Below are 16,294 nucleotides of genomic sequence, written 5' to 3'. Positions count from 1 at the left end.
ACATGATAAAACTAACAGTATATAATAAAAGAGCGCTTTATGGCGGTATCATCGCTGCTATAATTACAGGATTGGGAGCCTATTTTTTGGGTAATTTAAGTGGTTACGAGGCTAAGGTTTTAATAAAGTCTTCATTACCAGGTATCAATACCTTGTGTAATACCATTGTCTTGGCTTCCGCAACTATTCTAGCCTTATTATTAACGCTTTTAAGTGTGAGCTCCAGCACCAAATCCAAATTAAATGAAGAACATTATAGGCACGTGTTGCTCATTGCAAAAATTGATACAATTGTATTCGTGGTCTCTATGATCGCATTTCAGTTATTTAATATCCCAATTACAGAGGCAGATAATGTTCCCAGTACTTGGTATACTTCAATTTATTACGCCAGTTTAGGCATTTCATCTTTACTGAGCGGTGGCTTAATTAGTGTCGTGCTCATGCTGTTCAACGCGGTCACCAGCATTATTAAAATTGTTGGCTTGGGTATTGAAGATCATCCATTGGTTTATCAAGAGGATGATGAAACTGATATAAATAAATAAAGTTAATCATCCAAACAGAGATCAAGCTGAGCGAGATAGTTGGATGCCAAATCCTTCATGTTTTCTATAAAATGTGATTTAATATCTTCAAGACTTTTTGTGCTAATCTCATCGGTATTGCTAGACACATCTTTTAATGGCTTATCGGCACAATCGCAAACTTCCAATGTGCTGTTATACGTTTCAAGATTTGACGACATAGCTTGTTTATAAACATTGATTAAAACTTCTTTTTTCAGCGCTAATGTCTGTTGCTTTTGGGCTACAAGTTTTGCCTTAATAGCAGCTTCTTCCGCTTTTAAAGCATTTTGCATTTGCTCAAGTCTTTCTTGTTCATTTTCTAAGGCTAACAAATCGTTTGTTTCGGTAGTAGGTACCGTACATTTATCAAGCTCAGTAATACTCTGTTTTGCTATCTCTCTGGCGCGTTTAACATAAAAGCGACCATCTTCAAAAGTCGCTTCATTTTCAACCTTAGCTAAAAGTTCCGCGGCATCATAACTTAGGTTATAGGCCGCATCACAACCACAATTTTCTAAACTTTTTTTAGAACGATTAAAAGCCTCTAGGGATTTATTGGCGTAATACTTTAAATGACTAATATTGTTTGAATCATAAGACGATTTTACATTAGAATAGGCATAAATTAAATCTGAGTTGGCATCCTCACAATTTGTTTGACCAAAACTAAATAATGATAGGGATAGGAATAACAAAAAAATGTATTTTTTTTCCATAATATTTGGAGCTATATTAATAAGTAGGTGAGCAAATGTATCAAAAAGACCACGAAGTAATGTACCGTTCATCGAAATTATGGATTTACTATATTTATAAAAAATTAATGTATACACTGAAACTATGAAGAAAATAGAAATTGATGATTTTAAAATAACTTCCAAAATTGATATTAAAAACCAACCCACAACCTTTGATCTAAATGAAGGCGAAAAGAATATAGAAAAAGAACAGCAAAAAATAAGTCGTAAGCTTGCTAAACTACAGAATACCATGTATGCCCATGATAAATATGCCGTTTTAGTTTGTTTGCAAGGCATGGACACATCGGGTAAGGACAGTTTAGTACGGGAAGTGTTTAATGAATTTAACGTTAGAGGTATAATAGTACATAGTTTTAAAGTGCCAACGGAGTTAGAATTAAGTCATGACTATTTGTGGCGTCATTATATAGCATTACCAGAACGTGGGAAATTCGGAATTTTTAATAGAACGCACTATGAAAATGTTTTGGTCACTCGAGTGCATCCAGAGTATATTTTAGGTGAAAATATTCCAAATATCAATTCAGTTGAAGATATTAATGACGCTTTTTGGGATAAGCGTTTTGAACAGATCAATAATTTTGAAAAGCACATTGCAGATAATGGTACTATTATCTTTAAGTTTTTTCTGAATCTATCTAAGGACGAACAAAAAAACCGACTATTGCGACGCCTCGAAAAACAAGAAAAGAACTGGAAATTCTCACCAGGCGATTTAAAAGAGCGCAAACTATGGGATGAGTATCAGGCTTGCTATGAAGATGCTATAAATAGAACATCTAAAGACTACGCACCTTGGTATAACATTCCCGCAGACGATAAACCCACAGCACGTTACATTGTAGCTAAAATAATGTATGACACATTAAGTCAGTACACCAATATTCAAGAACCAGAGCTCGATGAGGATATTAAGGATAACTTGGAGCAATATAAAAAACAACTTAAAAGCGAATGATTGTGAGAGTTTAAAACTTTTATGATTTCTTTAGAAACAATCCAATCAATAAGAACTATTTTTAGCTTAAAAATGTTACTATGTATAAATTGAAATTTACGCTTATCTTTTGTTTATTCTTAGTGTCTGTGAACGTTCAATCACAAACAGATGAGCAAGTCATTAAAGATATTTACAAAAAAGCCCTAACCAATGGGAAAAGTTACGCATGGTTAAATCATTTATCTAATCAAATCGGTGGGCGTTTGTCAGGTTCTCTAAATGCCGAAAAAGCCGTGGAATACACCAAAGAAGAACTTGAAAAGTTAGGGTTGAACAAAGTCTGGTTACAACCTGTTATGGTGCCAAAATGGGTGAGGGGCATTAAAGAATACGCGTTTATAGAATCGGAATCCGGAAAAACGACCACAGTAAATATTTGTGCTTTGGGCGGCTCTGTTGCAACGCCGGCTTTAGGTTTAAAAGCAAATGTTATTGAAGTTAAGAATTTTGAAGATCTAGAGGCTTTGGGCAAAGCTGAAATTGAAGGCAAAATTGTGTTTTATAACAGGTCCATGCAAGCCGATTTAATACTTACGTTTGAGGCTTACGGCGGTTGCGTAAACCAACGCTATATGGGAGCTGTTGAAGCTGCAAAATATGGCGCTGTTGGGGTTATTGTGCGTTCTATGAATTTGAGGATGGATGATTTACCACATACAGGTAGTATGACTTATAATGATTTACCTAATGAGCAGCGTATTCCATCTGCAGCTATAAGCACCAACGATGCCGAATTACTGAGTACCATGCTACAATTAGACCCCGCTGTTAATTTTTATTTTAAGCAAAATTGCCGCCAGTTAAAAGATGTGCAATCCTATAATGTGATTGGAGAAATTACAGGAAGTGAATTTCCAGATGAATACATGATTGTAGGGGGCCATTTAGATTCTTGGGATTTAGGAGATGGTGCTCATGACGATGGCGCAGGAGTGGTGCAATCTATGGATGTTTTAAGATTACTAAAAGAGTCAGGAATAAAACCAAAACGAAGCATCAGAGTCGTGTTGTTTATGAATGAAGAAAACGGTTTACGTGGCGGTAAAAAATATGCTGAGCTTGCAAAACAAAAAGGTGAAAACCATGTATTTGCTTTGGAAAGTGATTCAGGTGGGTTTACACCTCGTGGGTTTAGTTTCGATTGTAACGATGCTACTTTTAATCAAGTGTTAAGTTGGCAACCACTATTCAAACCTTATCTTATTCACTATTTTGAAAAGGGTGGAAGCGGTGCAGACGTTGGGCCATTAAAAACAAAATCGAATGTGCTTGCTGGTTTAAGACCAGACTCACAACGCTATTTTGATCATCACCATGCCAGCAACGATACATTTGATGCGGTAAATAAACGGGAGTTGGAACTTGGTGCTGCAACAATGACGGCATTGGTGTATTTGTTTGATAAATATGGTGTAAACCCTATAAATAAAGACACACAGATAAAAGACTAGAAATTAAGATGAATAAAATTATACTTGGTGTGATGGTTCTTGTTATTACTCAATTAAACGCACAAGATATGCTTGAAGAAAAGTTGCCATATTACGAAATTCCGGAGCCATCAGAGAATTATACAGCAGGCACGGTCGCCGCTAGAATGATTGACGGTTTAGGGTTTAGGTATTACTGGGCTACGGAGGGTTTACGAGCTATGGATTTAAGCTACAAACCAAGTGAATCTGGCAGAACAAGCTCAGAAACGATAGATCATATTTTAAGTTTATCCTACTTTATTCTCAATACCATATCTGAAGAAGGTGAAAAGCAAAGTGAATTAGAACTTTCTTTTAAAGACAAGCGAAAGCAAACTTTATATAATTTTAAAATGGCCTCTGATGTTTTGAAGAACACCACAGATATCTCTCAATATGATACTTCTAGATTTCCCTTTTGGAATATTATTAATGGTCCGATATCTGATGCTTTATGGCATTGTGGACAGGTAGTGGTGCTCAGACGCGCTTCTGGTAACCCGTTCAACTCTAAAGTATCTGTTTTTTCAGGGAAACTAAGAGAATAGTTAATGACTATATTTTTCAACTATATTGCTAACATCATCGTATTTTTTCCATGTTTTTGGCCGTTTAAAATCTTGCTTAGAGATTAGAATTTTAGCGTTTGGATATTTTTCTTTTATAACTTTCCATGAGGTGTCTTCCCAATAGCTATCTTCTAACTTTTGAAGCTTTACACCTTTTAAGCCACCAGAAACGGCTTTATCAATTAATGGCCACCAGAGGCTTTCGGTTTCTCCATCCCAAAGTATAAAACCATCTAGACCATCCCAAACTTTAGGATCGTAATAGGTGTAACCACTTACGGCAAATGTAAAAGCTTATCTGCGTAAGTGCGTTTATAAACAGCACCTAAATCTGCTAAAATACAGTAAGCAGCAAAAATAGGCACACCATCAATAACATCATTAACAACCTCATGACGTGTTAAATCTTTTATCGAATAGGCTTTAATGTCATTTCCTTTATGAGCCACTAAAAAACGATGGTTATCATTCCAATGGATATCAGCTTTAGCAATGGTTTCAAATTTTGGTTCTAATAACGCAGAAAAGCGCTCTCGACCCATACCATAATGAAATTGTTCTGGTTTTAATTCTAAATTGTTAATCTAAATAATTCTCCGATGGCTCTGCCTCGGGGTTTCCACTTTACCTCTCCTTCGGAGAGGTCGGAACTGCTTTTTGGCAGTTCCGGGTGAGGTAAAATATAAAATTTTGGTTTTTGACCCAAAGGGCAAAATGAAACCGGCGAAATACCTCTATGGCTTTGCCTCGAGGATAGTCGGTTTCAAGAAATTTTTTATTTTTCTATGTCCTTTGATTATCAATGTTTCATACTTTAAAATTGAAAATAAATGAATTGTTCGCCACTGCCTTGGGCAATAATAATTAAGAAGCACATCATGGCCCAAACGATTCCTAGTGTCCAAGGAGAAACTTTTAATGAGAGGGCTCTCATGGAAGAGTTTCTCATAAACCAATGACATAAAAACATAATGCCAATTAATACGCTAACTCTAATTATTGTGAATGTTTCTAAAATCTTGACGCCGTCGGTCTGCATATAAAACATTGATTTTATCATATTCCAAGCGGTTTCAAACTGTCTTGCTCTAAAAAACACCCAAGTAATATTTACGCAAGAGAAGGTTATAAAGGCCAGTATTAGACCATTCCATTTGGTAATTTGAAAAGGCAGGTATTTTATTTGAAGTTTCTCTAATATCAAATACGTTCCGTGTAAGCCTCCCCAAACCATAAATGTCCATGCAGCGCCATGCCAAATACCTCCTAAAAGCATGGTGAGCATTAAAGCAACATACATGCGTGTTATACCGTGTTTATTACCACCAAGCGGGATGTATAAATAATCTTTTAACCAGCTCGATAGGGATATATGCCAACGCTGCCATAAGTCTGAAAACCCTAATGATGCATATGGATATTTAAAGTTATCTGGTAGTATAATACCAAGCATAAGGGCGATACCAATAGCACAGGTAGAATAGCCAGCAAAGTCGAAAAATATTTGACCTGAAAATGCTAATGTCCCAACCCAAGCATCTACACCATGTAGTAATTCGTCTGAACCAAAAACAGCATCAGAAGTGTCGGCCAGTAGAGTGTCTGCCAAAACCACTTTTTGAAATAAGCCTATGGTTAAAAGAAATAAGCCCCATATAAATTGATTGGTTGTAGCTTTCTTTTCTTCGTAAAATTGCGTTATTAAATCTTTTGCCCTTACAATAGGCCCCGCTACTAACTGCGGAAAAAATGTAACATAGAGTGCAAAGTCTAAAAAGGTTTTTGCAGGCTTAATTTTTTTCTTATAAATGTCAATCGTGTAAGACATGGTTTGAAAGGTATAGAATGAAATGCCCATGGGTAAAATGATGTCCATAGGTGCTGCTTGGTATTCTACCCCAATACTATTCATAACAAATATGAAATTCTCTAACAAGAAATTCCCATATTTAAAAAAGGCTAGAAAACCTAAGTTAACAAACATGCTTAGTAGAAGCCAAAACTTACGTTTGGTCTGATTTTCTTCCACCGATAGTTTGTTGCCCGCTGTCCAGTCGACCATTGTAGAGATCCAAAGTAAAATGATTAATGGCGGATTCCATAAGCCATAGAACACATAACTGGCTAAAAGCAGCATTCGTTTTTTTCCTGTCCAATTAAATAGTTTTAGATAATAAAGTGTTAAAACTATGACTAGAAACACTATGAAACTTAAAGAGTTAAATAACATGATTAGTTGGTTTTAGTGTTAGAAATAGCATTGTCTTTTTTTATGATTTTCAAAAGCTCTCTTGTAAAATAATAGGCATTTTCCTTTGAGAGATGAGATTCCTCAGGACATTCAAGGAACTTTAAGGTATCGTAATCTTCAAAATGGTAGCTTTTAACTTGAGCTTGTTTCACGAGTTCGTCCCAGAATTCTGTTCTGGACAAGGCATGGTTTTCACCTGTTCTAACGCCGCCGCTGGAAGGACATCGGACTAAGATGAGGTTTCCGTTTCTGGATTTGAATTTTTTAAGATCTTCAAGAAAAAAGGCCATTGTAGCAGCTTTGTCTGGAGGAGGTGCCGTTTTTCCAAAGTGATGCCAAATTTTGATTATGGTATTAGCAAAAGCAGTATCTATAACGGTACGCTTGCTCATAGTTATATTTCTAGGAATAGATACGTCACCAAAATTATAAAACGGTGGAAGTTTAGTCTCACCCGCTCTATCATTAATGTGGATTCTTTTGAGCAATGATTTTAAATCGATATCATCGCTCCATTCTTCTTCATCAGAAGACATTAATACCAAATTTTTTTGCAACGGAATAGATAAGGCATTATTTAGTCTCTGAGCATAGGTTTGATTTTGGTAATATTCCACTTTAGATTGAATCCGTTTCCATGGTGGTGCTTCTGGATAGGTAGTAGAAAAAAATAACCCAGGGGCTATGCCCATGACAACAGTGCCATTGAAATCGGTATTGTTTACAATATCATGAAAGGCTGGTAATGGCGAAGATCCAGTGGATGCTAATTGAATTGGGATTTTTCCAGTAGCTTCTTGCCATGGTTCAGATTGGATATCAAAATAAGCTCTGGAAGATCCTAAAACAACAATGTCATCAGTTGCCTTTTCAACTTTTTTACGCGTCATTGCCCAAAGCGCTTTTTCATCATTTAAAGTAGGGTAGTACCCTTGAGAACGCCAGTAGAATTCCCATGAAATTATGCTGATGATAGCAAATAAAAGCGCTATTATAAAGGATTGCTTTAATTTCATTTTTGGTTGGTTTTGAGTTTGTGCTTTGCTTATAGTAATTATAGAAATGACTTGAAACCCCGAACTTGTTATAAAAAAGGCAGCTTTTGTTATATTATAACTGCTGCCTTTTTGGGATAAGGTGTTGTTTATTTACTTAGCACTTAACATGGTTTGGCTGTAATAGATCATGTGTGAAGTTATTTTTCCATCGGCATCAAAACTACTACTGGCATGGAAAGGAAGTTGAATTTCTTTTTTATCCGATTTTCGTATTAGATGATAATTCCACCATGATAGTACTTCGCGTCCGTTGCCCATTTCGTATTCCAGATAATCGGGATAGCCTATCATTTCTAGATTTTTTATTTCAAAATCTTTTAAGAATTGTTCCCAGTTTGTTTTTGTTTCGGCTTTGGTATCTGATGTTCCAAATTCATAATTGATGTTAGAAAACGAAGCATCATCGCTAAAGTAACTCAAGCATTTGTCCACATCTGAATTTTCGAAGGCATAAAAGGCTTTACGCACGGTATTGATATTGTCGTGGTGGTTATAAATAGTACCATTGGTTCTATCTACATAACTGCGACCTATTTCATCAAAAACACTTTGGTTGGTGTAATTTATGATGGTTTTTATTTTATTCTCTTTGTTGACAACAAAAAGGCGGTGCATGGGCATGTTTACTTTCACACCCGTTTTTTTATGGACACCTTTTATATCTTCCCAGGTTTGTACCCAAACCACATCTTCATTATTGTCTTTTTTGTATTCAATAGCATCGGGATAAGCTCCTTTTGTGCGAGTTATGGTAAAATAATCTAAGCCATCGTTCCAACTTTTAGATCTGCTAGAAAATGTAGCCTTGTCCTGTCCTTTGGCTCTCGGATTTACACCTACGCCATTATAGGCTTTAAAATCATCAGTTAAATAGCTGGCCACTTTTGTTGAATCGCCACTTACAAATGCTTTTGTCATGGCTTCAACGGCTGTAATGGCTGGGTGGTCAATGTAAACGGTTCCGTTTGTTTTTTTCTGTGCATATGAGACGATCATTATCATCATCATAAAAATTACTGTTATTTTTTTCATCTTATGGTTGTCAGAGTTTATCGTGCTGACGCCGCACTTCTGGTTAATTAATTAATTTTATTTTACTAAGGTTTATATATCTCTAGTTCTATTTCTATCATGAACTCCGGTAGGGCCAATTCTTTTACGCCCAACCAGGATCCCGTTGGAAATTGCTTTTTGTAGATGCTATTTCTATAACTAGCAACTTCTAGAAATTTTGGCATATTGGTAGTGAAAATGTTTTCAACGACCACGTCATCGAATGTGCAGCCATAATGTTTTAATATTTTTTCTAAATCGGAATAGCAGCTCTTCATTTGTTGTTCCAAATCGCCAATTGATGTAGCGTTCCCTTCGTCATCCATACTAACTGCTCCAGATACCTTTATGTCGTTACCAATTTTAACAGCATGTGAGTAGCCATAGGCGTTTTCAACTTCAGGGCGCAGTAAGAAATATTCAGGAGTTTCTGGCTTAGCTTCAACGGTTTCCATGTGTTTTACCTGTTCTTTTTGTGGTTGGTGACATCCCATGAGACCCATCGACAATGCGATTGAGAAAAGACCTAGTTTTAACAGCGTTGTTGTTTTCATCTTTTGTTAGTTTGAATAACTATTTAGTGTTTCTATAACAGGTTTAAACTGAATATCCAATTCGGCTGTAGCCAAATCATTTTTGTAGATAATACTTGGGTCCTCTTTTGGAGGGTCATTATTTAGCATCGCCTGCACATCAGATACTTTGTAGGTTTCACTGCTTAGTAAATAATTCTTACCGTGCAATCCTAAAGTAGTTGCTGCTTTAAAGGTTGCATTGGCAACGTCTTCAACATCAACAATGGCTAAAGGCACATCGTTATCATATAGTGTTTGGATAAAATCGTCTGGTGCCATGTTGTTTTTTATTAAATATTGGAAACCTCCAGAAGTGGAATCTTCTCTTTTTGATAGGGATTTCCCCATGACCATTACTGGAGACACTGAACTTATTTCAAACTCGATGTCTGGATTTTCCTCTATGAATGTGTCGACCATATGATTTGCTATAAATTTTGCTTGTGCATATGGGTGACTTTCGGTGCTAGTAAATCTAGTGTCCTCTTCATCAAAAGTGTCTGTAAAATTCTTCAGTTCCGCAGGAAATGGAAAATTGGTGTTCCAAGCAGCGACCGATGCTATAAACACTACTTTTTCAATGCCTGGCGTACTATTTATAACGTCTAAAAAATTCTCAGTCCCATTAATAGTTGGGTCGAATAGTTGTGATTTTGGATCTTGTACATCTAATATAAATGGGGTACCACTATGAATAACTACATCGCAATCACTTACAAAATCCTTTAGTGCTATTTTATCTGTTACATCCAATTCGCTGATGTGTAAATTGTCAGATTTATTAAAAACCATCAGATGTTCATACTTGTCTTCACGGGAAATATTGGTAGTTGAAACTTTTACTTGGTAGCCCTGATTTAAAAAGGCTTTTGTGATGTAGCTTCCTATGAAACCAGAACCCCCTATGACACCTACTTTTTTCATGTGTTTATATTTGTTGTTTTTATATTGTCACATATAACATCCATACAATCATTCTTATGTGTGACTAAATGTTTAATTATGGATGTTTTATTATTTAAATTTAAAAACCTACAAGAATGCATCTGAAACGGGTTCAGTACAAATAATCTTGTAGGCTTGGTTGTTGGTTAATTCTTAAAATGACTAAATCATTCTTTTAAATCTACTCTAAGTAACGTATGTAAATTATTGTTTACAAGCGATTTAGGACGAAGGGGGCTAAATAGTGTCCTAAAGGGGTGTTTTATTTACCGGTAAGTTAATTACTTGAAAATTAAATCTATAGGATTAATTTTAATGCGCTATGCGGATGGCTTTAGTTTAAAGTCAAAAATAAAGGTAGTACCGTTACTGCTATCTTCTTTCATGCTTCCGTTTAATTGCCGTGTAAGTAGCGAAATGAGCTGTGAGCCGAAGCCCGTGCCTTGGGTTATGCCAGATTTACCAATACCGTCATCAGTTACTTCAAGGTGCAGTATATTGTTATTATGTTTTTCTAGTCTGATGGTAATGTTTCCATGGTCGTTTTGAGGAAATGCATATTTTACGGTATTGGTCAATAATTCATTAATTATTAAACCCAGTGGAACTGCGGTATCAATATCTAAGTCAAGTTGTTCCATAGCTAGGCTTAAGTTTATCCTTTTTTCTGCCCCAAAACTATCTATAATACTTTCACTTAAATTTAGAAAATAATCCTTCATTTCTATAGCGCCCAGGTTTTTACCTTGATATAATTTTTGGTGTACAATACCAATTGAATTAACACGGTTCTGACCTTCTAACATGGCTTCCTTGGTGTTTGTATCCTCTATTTGTGCAGATTGTAACGCTAATAAACTAGAAACTACTTCTAAATTATTTTTTACCCTATGGTGTACTTCCTTTAGCAATAATTCAATCTCAGCATTTTTAGAAGCTAATAATTTGTTGGATTTGCTTCGGTTGCGGTAGCTAATAAAACCAAACACCAAAAGGCCTAACAGTAAGGCTGCAAAAGCAAAACTTAAGGTTTGAATTAATTTTTGTTGGGAAATTTTACTGTCTTGAATGGCAATGGTTTCTTCTTTCTTTTTAGTTTCATATTGGGTTAACAGCTCAGACATTTTAGCATCACTTTCAATAGAAGCTATACTGTCTCTAAGGTCATAGGCTTTTTCTTTGAAACTCAAGGCTGTTTTATAATTTCCCAACTTGTTGTAAATGGTACTTACATGGTTATAATTTTCTATGAGGTTAGAAAAATCGTTCGAACTTTCTTGCCGCTTTACAGTTTCCAACTGATAGACTAAAGCTTCGTCATAATGACCTAAAAGCATATTCACCTCACCCAAATTCGCCATAGTGGCACTTATAGCATTTGCGTAATTGGCTGCTTTGGCCAGTGCTAAGCTTTTTTTATATTTTTCTATGGCTTGCTCGTATTTGCCCAAGCGCTTAAGCGCATTCCCTATACCATTGGTTACATCTGCTTCTGTTGCTAATCCCAACTTTTGTTCCTGTGAAATGGCTAAGGCTTTTATATAATAATCGTAGGATAGGGTGTAGTCACCAGATGCCATAGCCACATTGGCAGCATTAAAATTGACATAGAATTTTTCTGAAGTTAAATTATAGGTTTCTGCTATATCTATAGATTTTTTAGCATATTCTAAGGCTTCTGTCAATCGGTTTTGACGTGTTAAATCATCAGAGATCCTGGTTAAACCATCACAAATACCTTGTTTATTATTCATGGTTTCCATGATTTTTAAACCAGCCAAATCCTTTTTTAATGCATTTTCTAAATCGCCATTTTTTCTATCTACCCAGGCTAACTTGAAAAGTGTTGTCGCTTTTCCATTCAAATTATCTACAGCTTCATAGCCTTTAATCGCTTTGTTAAAGAATAGGGTTGCCGAATCGAGTTGCAATAAGTTGGCGTGCATTCTGCCTTGCATTTCATAGAATTTTGGTTGCCAGTCTTTGTGGTCTGCCCTTTCAGATAACGTTACACCTTGTTTTGCAAATTTTAAAGCCTGCTCAATATTTTGACCGAAGGCGGTATCTACCATGTCGTTTATAATCTCCAGTTGATTATCAGTTTGCTGTTCCGAATTTAATTTTTGCTGAAGCTCTTGAATGCCTGTCTCTTGGGTATATCCTATATGGAAGAAAATAAAAAGGAAATATAATAGATTTTTCATAAATGAGAGATAGAGAATATTATACTTTTTGGATATGTTGTAGCAACTGTTTCTTTGATTCGGAACTTATAGGAATAGCTTTTCTTGAAATAACAATATGGCTCGTTGCAATTTCATCAATACGAGATATATTCACTATAAAAGATCTATGCACTCTTAAAAAATGTTGATGTGATAGTTTGCTGTCTATATCCTTAAGTGTGGTGGCTAACAAATATTGTTTGTCTTTAGAATAGATGCGACAATAGTTTCTCTCGGCCTCAATATAAAGAATATCCTTGATGTTGACGCGAACCATTTTTTCATGATGGCGTACAAAAATACAATCGCTTAAAATAAATGGAGGTGCTTTTTCATCTGTAGATGATATATCTAATTCTTTTTCAGAATGGATTCTATTTATCGTTAATTCGATAGCCCGTTGTAAGTCTAATTTTTTAAAAGGCTTGGAAATAAAGGCATAGGGGTTAGTCGTTTTAGCTTTATTGAAATGAACCTCATCCGCATTGGCTGTTACATAAATAATCGGGATTTTATAATCTTCCTGTATTATTTTGGCTGTCTCAATACCAGTAAGGTCGCCTCTTAAATGGATGTCCAATAGAATAATGTCTGGTTGGTTTTGCTTTATATGAGATAAGGCATCTTCACCTTTTGGCATAATGCCTATAACATTATAACCCAAAGTTGTTAGTTGTAGCGACATATTTGCGGCAATGATCATCTCATCTTCCACGATTAATATTTTAATGGGCTCGATCATTTATTTTGGAAGATTGAATGTATGGTGAATAAAAGTTTCTCAAATAGTAAAAACAGTTTAAAATTCAACATGGAATAATGCGTTGAGAGTATTTTTTGCATTAGAGTCTTTTAGTTTATTGCTATTAATTAAAAGACTTAGGGGGAATGAATTATAATATTAAAGAAAATAATTGACTATTAACAGTTTTTATTGAAAAATATTCTGATTGTTTGCTTTTGTGTCAGTTACTACTTTTAACTAGCAATATTCAGGTTTTCGTCATGCTGTACTTGTTTCAGCATCCCAATAGGTTGGGAGGAGACCCTGAAATAAGTTCAGGGTGACGAGATGTAGAAGTACTTGCTAGACGAAAAATGATATACATCATAATATTAATGTCATACAGCATAAAAAATGCTCAAGTGAGTTTGAGTATTTTCAGAAACCGATATGTATAATAAATCATTTAATTAACATTTTTCTTTTTTTAATGAAAAATCAATAGCTATTTGATTTTGTAAAATGTCATTAAAGGTTTCTCTTTTTCTAATTAAATGTGCGGTTTTATTATACCACAACACCTCCGCAGGCCGGTATCTTGAATTATAATTACTCGCCATTGAAAAACAATAAGCTCCCGCATTTTTGAAGCATAAGGTGTCTCCTTCATTAATTTCATTGATACGACGGTTATTGCCAAAGGTATCGGTTTCACATATATATCCAACAACGGTATAAAAACGCTCTCGCCCACTAGGGTTTGAAATGTTTACAATATCATGGTGAGACCCATAAAGCATCGGTCTTATTAAATGATTAAATCCAGAATCTACTTGTGCAAAAACAGTAGATGTGGTTTGTTTTACGACATTCACTTTTGTTAAAAAACAACCAGATTCACTCACTAAAAATTTCCCCGGTTCAAAAGCCAGCGTTAGTTCTTTTCCGTATTCTTTACAGAAGGCATTGAAGCGTGCACTTAATTTTTTACCAAGTTCTTCAATATTGGTTTCTATGTCTCCCAGTTTATAGGGCACCTTAAATCCAGACCCAAAATCGATAAAATCTAAATTTTTGAATTGTTTGGCAGTATCAAAAAGGATTTCACTGGCATATAGAAAGACTTCAATATCCAATATGTCACTACCGGTGTGCATATGAATGCCGTTAATAGTCATATTAGTGTTTTCAACAATACGAAGCAAATGTGGGATTTGGTGGATTGAGATACCGAATTTTGAATCAATATGACCTACAGAAATATTGCTATTTCCACCGGCCATAACATGTGGGTTAATTCGTATACATACAGGAACATTAGGGTGTTTAGTGCCAAATTGCTCCAAAATGGAGAGGTTATCGATATTAATTTGAACCCCTAATTCCGCAGCTTCTTCAATTTCATCTAATGATACACCATTGGGAGTGAATATAATTTGCTCTGCTAAAAAACCTGCTGCCAAACCCAACTGAACCTCTTGAATAGAGACTGTATCAATACCGGAACCAAGCGCATTAAAAAATTTGAGAATAGATATATTAGAGAGCGCTTTAACGGCGTAATTTATTTTTAAATGCTTCACATTGTTAAAGGCATTTGTTAGCCGCTTGTATTGACTTTCTATTTTTTCAGCATCATATACGTATAGCGGACTACCAAAATCTTTCGCTATGTTTAATAATTCACTATTGTTCATTTTATTTACATTTTGGTCAAAGATATTTTTTTGTACACTAACAAAAATAAATAAATAAAAAATGATACACATTAAACAAAATGTTAATTATTTAACAATATAGAAATTAAAATATTCTAGTGGTCATTGTGTGCAAAATATTAGTCTAATTAGTACCGATTATTTACTTTTGCGCTACTTAAACGATTTAGTGACTTATGAATTTACACGAATATCAAGGTAAAGAAATTTTAAGCAGTTTTGGAGTGCGTATCCAACGTGGTATAGTGGCACAAAATGCTTACGAAGCAGTAGCAGCTGCAAAACAACTAACTGCAGAAACCGGAACAAGCTGGCATGTGATTAAAGCACAAGTTCATGCAGGTGGACGTGGAAAAGGTGGTGGTGTTAAGCTTGCTAAAAGCCTTCAAGAAGTTGAGGAAATTGCTGGTAAGATCATTGGAATGAACCTAATTACACCTCAAACTTCAGCTGAAGGGAAGAAAGTGCATCAGGTTTTAGTAGCTGAAGATGTATATTATCCAGGTGAAACTGAAACCGAAGAATATTATATGTCGGTTTTATTGAATCGTGGTACAGGTAGAAATATGATTATGTATTCTACTGAAGGAGGCATGGATATTGAAACAGTTGCTGAAGAGACGCCGCATTTGATATTTAATGAAGAAGTTGACCCGTCCGTCGGTTTGATGCCTTTTCAAGCAAGACGTATCGCTTTTAACTTAGGCTTGTCTGGTTTAGCTTTTAAAGAGATGACCAAATTCGTGACCAACTTATATAAAGCTTACGTAGCATCTGATTCTTCTTTATTCGAAATAAATCCTGTTTTAAAAACAAGTGATAATAAAATAATGGCTGTTGATGCCAAAGTAACTATTGATGATAATGCGCTTTACAGACATAAAAACTATGTCGATTTACGTGATTTACGTGAAGAGAGTGCTATCGAAGTTGAAGCTGGCGAGTTAGGTTTAAATTATGTAGACCTTGACGGAAACGTGGGCTGTATGGTAAATGGAGCAGGTTTAGCCATGGCAACAATGGATTTAATTAAACAAGCAGGAGGAGAGCCAGCCAACTTTTTAGATGTTGGAGGTACTGCTGATGCTGCCCGTGTAGAAGCGGCTTTTAAAATCATATTAAAAGATCCAGCTGTAAAAGCGATACTAATTAATATTTTTGGAGGCATTGTTCGTTGTGACCGTGTTGCTCAAGGCGTTATAGATGCTTATAAAAATATGGGAACTATAAATGTGCCAATCATAGTACGTTTACAAGGTACCAATGCAGATATCGCTAAAGAATTAATTGACAATTCTGGGTTGGATGTTATGAGTGCTACAGAGTTTCAAGAAGCTGCTGATAAAGTACAACAGGTTTTAGGTTAGATACCTT

Annotated in this window: 16 protein-coding genes; 5 read left to right on the top strand and 11 right to left on the bottom strand. The window is 35.4% G+C overall.

The features are described from left to right. Positions 1–2 precede the first annotated feature (2 nt). Positions 3–548 carry a hypothetical protein gene (locus FAF07_RS00835; RefSeq protein WP_142783309.1) on the top strand — a complete coding sequence of 182 codons (546 nt, stop codon included), beginning with the start codon at positions 3–5 and terminating at the stop codon, positions 546–548. A 2-nt stretch (positions 549–550) separates the two neighbouring features. Here FAF07_RS00835 and FAF07_RS00830 read toward each other — a convergent pair whose 3' ends face one another. Continuing rightward, entirely contained in the window at positions 551–1,357 is an 807-nt protein-coding gene (locus FAF07_RS00830; RefSeq protein WP_142783308.1) for a hypothetical protein, read from the bottom strand. A 52-nt stretch (positions 1,358–1,409) separates the two neighbouring features. On the opposite strand from FAF07_RS00830, the gene FAF07_RS00825 reads away from it, so the two are divergent. The 3 genes from FAF07_RS00825 (at position 1,410) to FAF07_RS00815 (ending at position 4,350) form a co-directional block, all read left to right on the top strand. Beyond that, positions 1,410–2,288 (top strand): PPK2 family polyphosphate kinase, encoded by an 879-nt coding sequence (locus tag FAF07_RS00825; RefSeq protein ID WP_142783307.1) that lies wholly within the window; start codon positions 1,410–1,412, stop codon positions 2,286–2,288. A gap of 80 nt (positions 2,289–2,368) precedes the next feature. After that, on the top strand, positions 2,369–3,781 hold the full coding sequence (locus FAF07_RS00820) for a M20/M25/M40 family metallo-hydrolase (protein WP_142783306.1): 1,413 nt from the start codon (positions 2,369–2,371) through the stop codon (positions 3,779–3,781). A gap of 8 nt (positions 3,782–3,789) precedes the next feature. After that, positions 3,790–4,350, top strand: coding sequence for a hypothetical protein (locus tag FAF07_RS00815; protein ID WP_142783305.1), 561 nt, complete (start codon positions 3,790–3,792; stop codon positions 4,348–4,350). Here the strand turns inward: FAF07_RS00815 and FAF07_RS19030 are convergent, their stop codons facing one another. The 10 genes from FAF07_RS19030 to lysA form a co-directional block, all read right to left on the bottom strand. Further along, entirely contained in the window at positions 4,351–4,554 is a 204-nt protein-coding gene (locus tag FAF07_RS19030) for a hypothetical protein (RefSeq protein ID WP_394344969.1), read from the bottom strand. It abuts the gene before it with no gap. Positions 4,555–4,646: 92 nt separating this feature from the next. Next, on the bottom strand, positions 4,647–4,913 hold the full coding sequence (locus FAF07_RS18945; protein ID WP_142783304.1) for a DUF3179 domain-containing (seleno)protein: 267 nt from the start codon (positions 4,911–4,913) through the stop codon (positions 4,647–4,649). 272 nt (positions 4,914–5,185) lie between these two features. After that, a complete protein-coding gene (locus tag FAF07_RS00800) occupies positions 5,186–6,508 on the bottom strand; it encodes an MBOAT family O-acyltransferase (protein ID WP_246067747.1) in 1,323 nt (440 codons plus the stop codon). Between the two features lie 95 nt (positions 6,509–6,603). Then, positions 6,604–7,638, bottom strand: a complete 1,035-nt coding sequence (locus FAF07_RS00795) for a hypothetical protein (RefSeq protein ID WP_142783302.1) — start codon at positions 7,636–7,638, stop codon at positions 6,604–6,606. 132 nt (positions 7,639–7,770) lie between these two features. Next, on the bottom strand, positions 7,771–8,712 hold the full coding sequence (locus FAF07_RS00790; protein ID WP_142783301.1) for a nuclear transport factor 2 family protein: 942 nt from the start codon (positions 8,710–8,712) through the stop codon (positions 7,771–7,773). Between the two features lie 65 nt (positions 8,713–8,777). Then, the gene (locus FAF07_RS00785) at positions 8,778–9,188 is read right to left on the bottom strand and encodes a RidA family protein (RefSeq protein ID WP_246067746.1); all 411 of its coding nucleotides are present in this window, start codon (positions 9,186–9,188) and stop codon (positions 8,778–8,780) included. A gap of 105 nt (positions 9,189–9,293) precedes the next feature. Continuing rightward, a complete protein-coding gene (locus FAF07_RS00780) occupies positions 9,294–10,232 on the bottom strand; it encodes an NAD-dependent epimerase/dehydratase family protein (RefSeq protein ID WP_142783299.1) in 939 nt (312 codons plus the stop codon). A gap of 341 nt (positions 10,233–10,573) precedes the next feature. Continuing rightward, positions 10,574–12,457: a tetratricopeptide repeat-containing sensor histidine kinase gene (locus FAF07_RS00775; protein WP_142783298.1), complete on the bottom strand. Its 1,884-nt coding sequence runs from the start codon at positions 12,455–12,457 to the stop codon at positions 10,574–10,576. Positions 12,458–12,476: 19 nt separating this feature from the next. After that, positions 12,477–13,220 (bottom strand): LytR/AlgR family response regulator transcription factor, encoded by a 744-nt coding sequence (locus FAF07_RS00770; protein WP_142783297.1) that lies wholly within the window; start codon positions 13,218–13,220, stop codon positions 12,477–12,479. Positions 13,221–13,672: 452 nt separating this feature from the next. Next, positions 13,673–14,899: a diaminopimelate decarboxylase gene (gene lysA / locus FAF07_RS00765; RefSeq protein ID WP_142783296.1), complete on the bottom strand. Its 1,227-nt coding sequence runs from the start codon at positions 14,897–14,899 to the stop codon at positions 13,673–13,675. Positions 14,900–15,096: 197 nt separating this feature from the next. Between lysA and sucC the strand changes: the two genes are divergently transcribed. Then, the gene (gene sucC / locus FAF07_RS00760; RefSeq protein ID WP_142783295.1) at positions 15,097–16,287 is read left to right on the top strand and encodes an ADP-forming succinate--CoA ligase subunit beta; all 1,191 of its coding nucleotides are present in this window, start codon (positions 15,097–15,099) and stop codon (positions 16,285–16,287) included. Positions 16,288–16,294: the final 7 nt, after the last annotated feature.

This window comes from Changchengzhania lutea, from assembly GCF_006974145.1.
Lineage (GTDB): Bacteria > Bacteroidota > Bacteroidia > Flavobacteriales > Flavobacteriaceae > Changchengzhania > Changchengzhania lutea.
The sequence above is the reverse complement of the archived record's forward strand: the minus strand, read 5'-3'. Positions and strand labels throughout refer to the sequence as shown.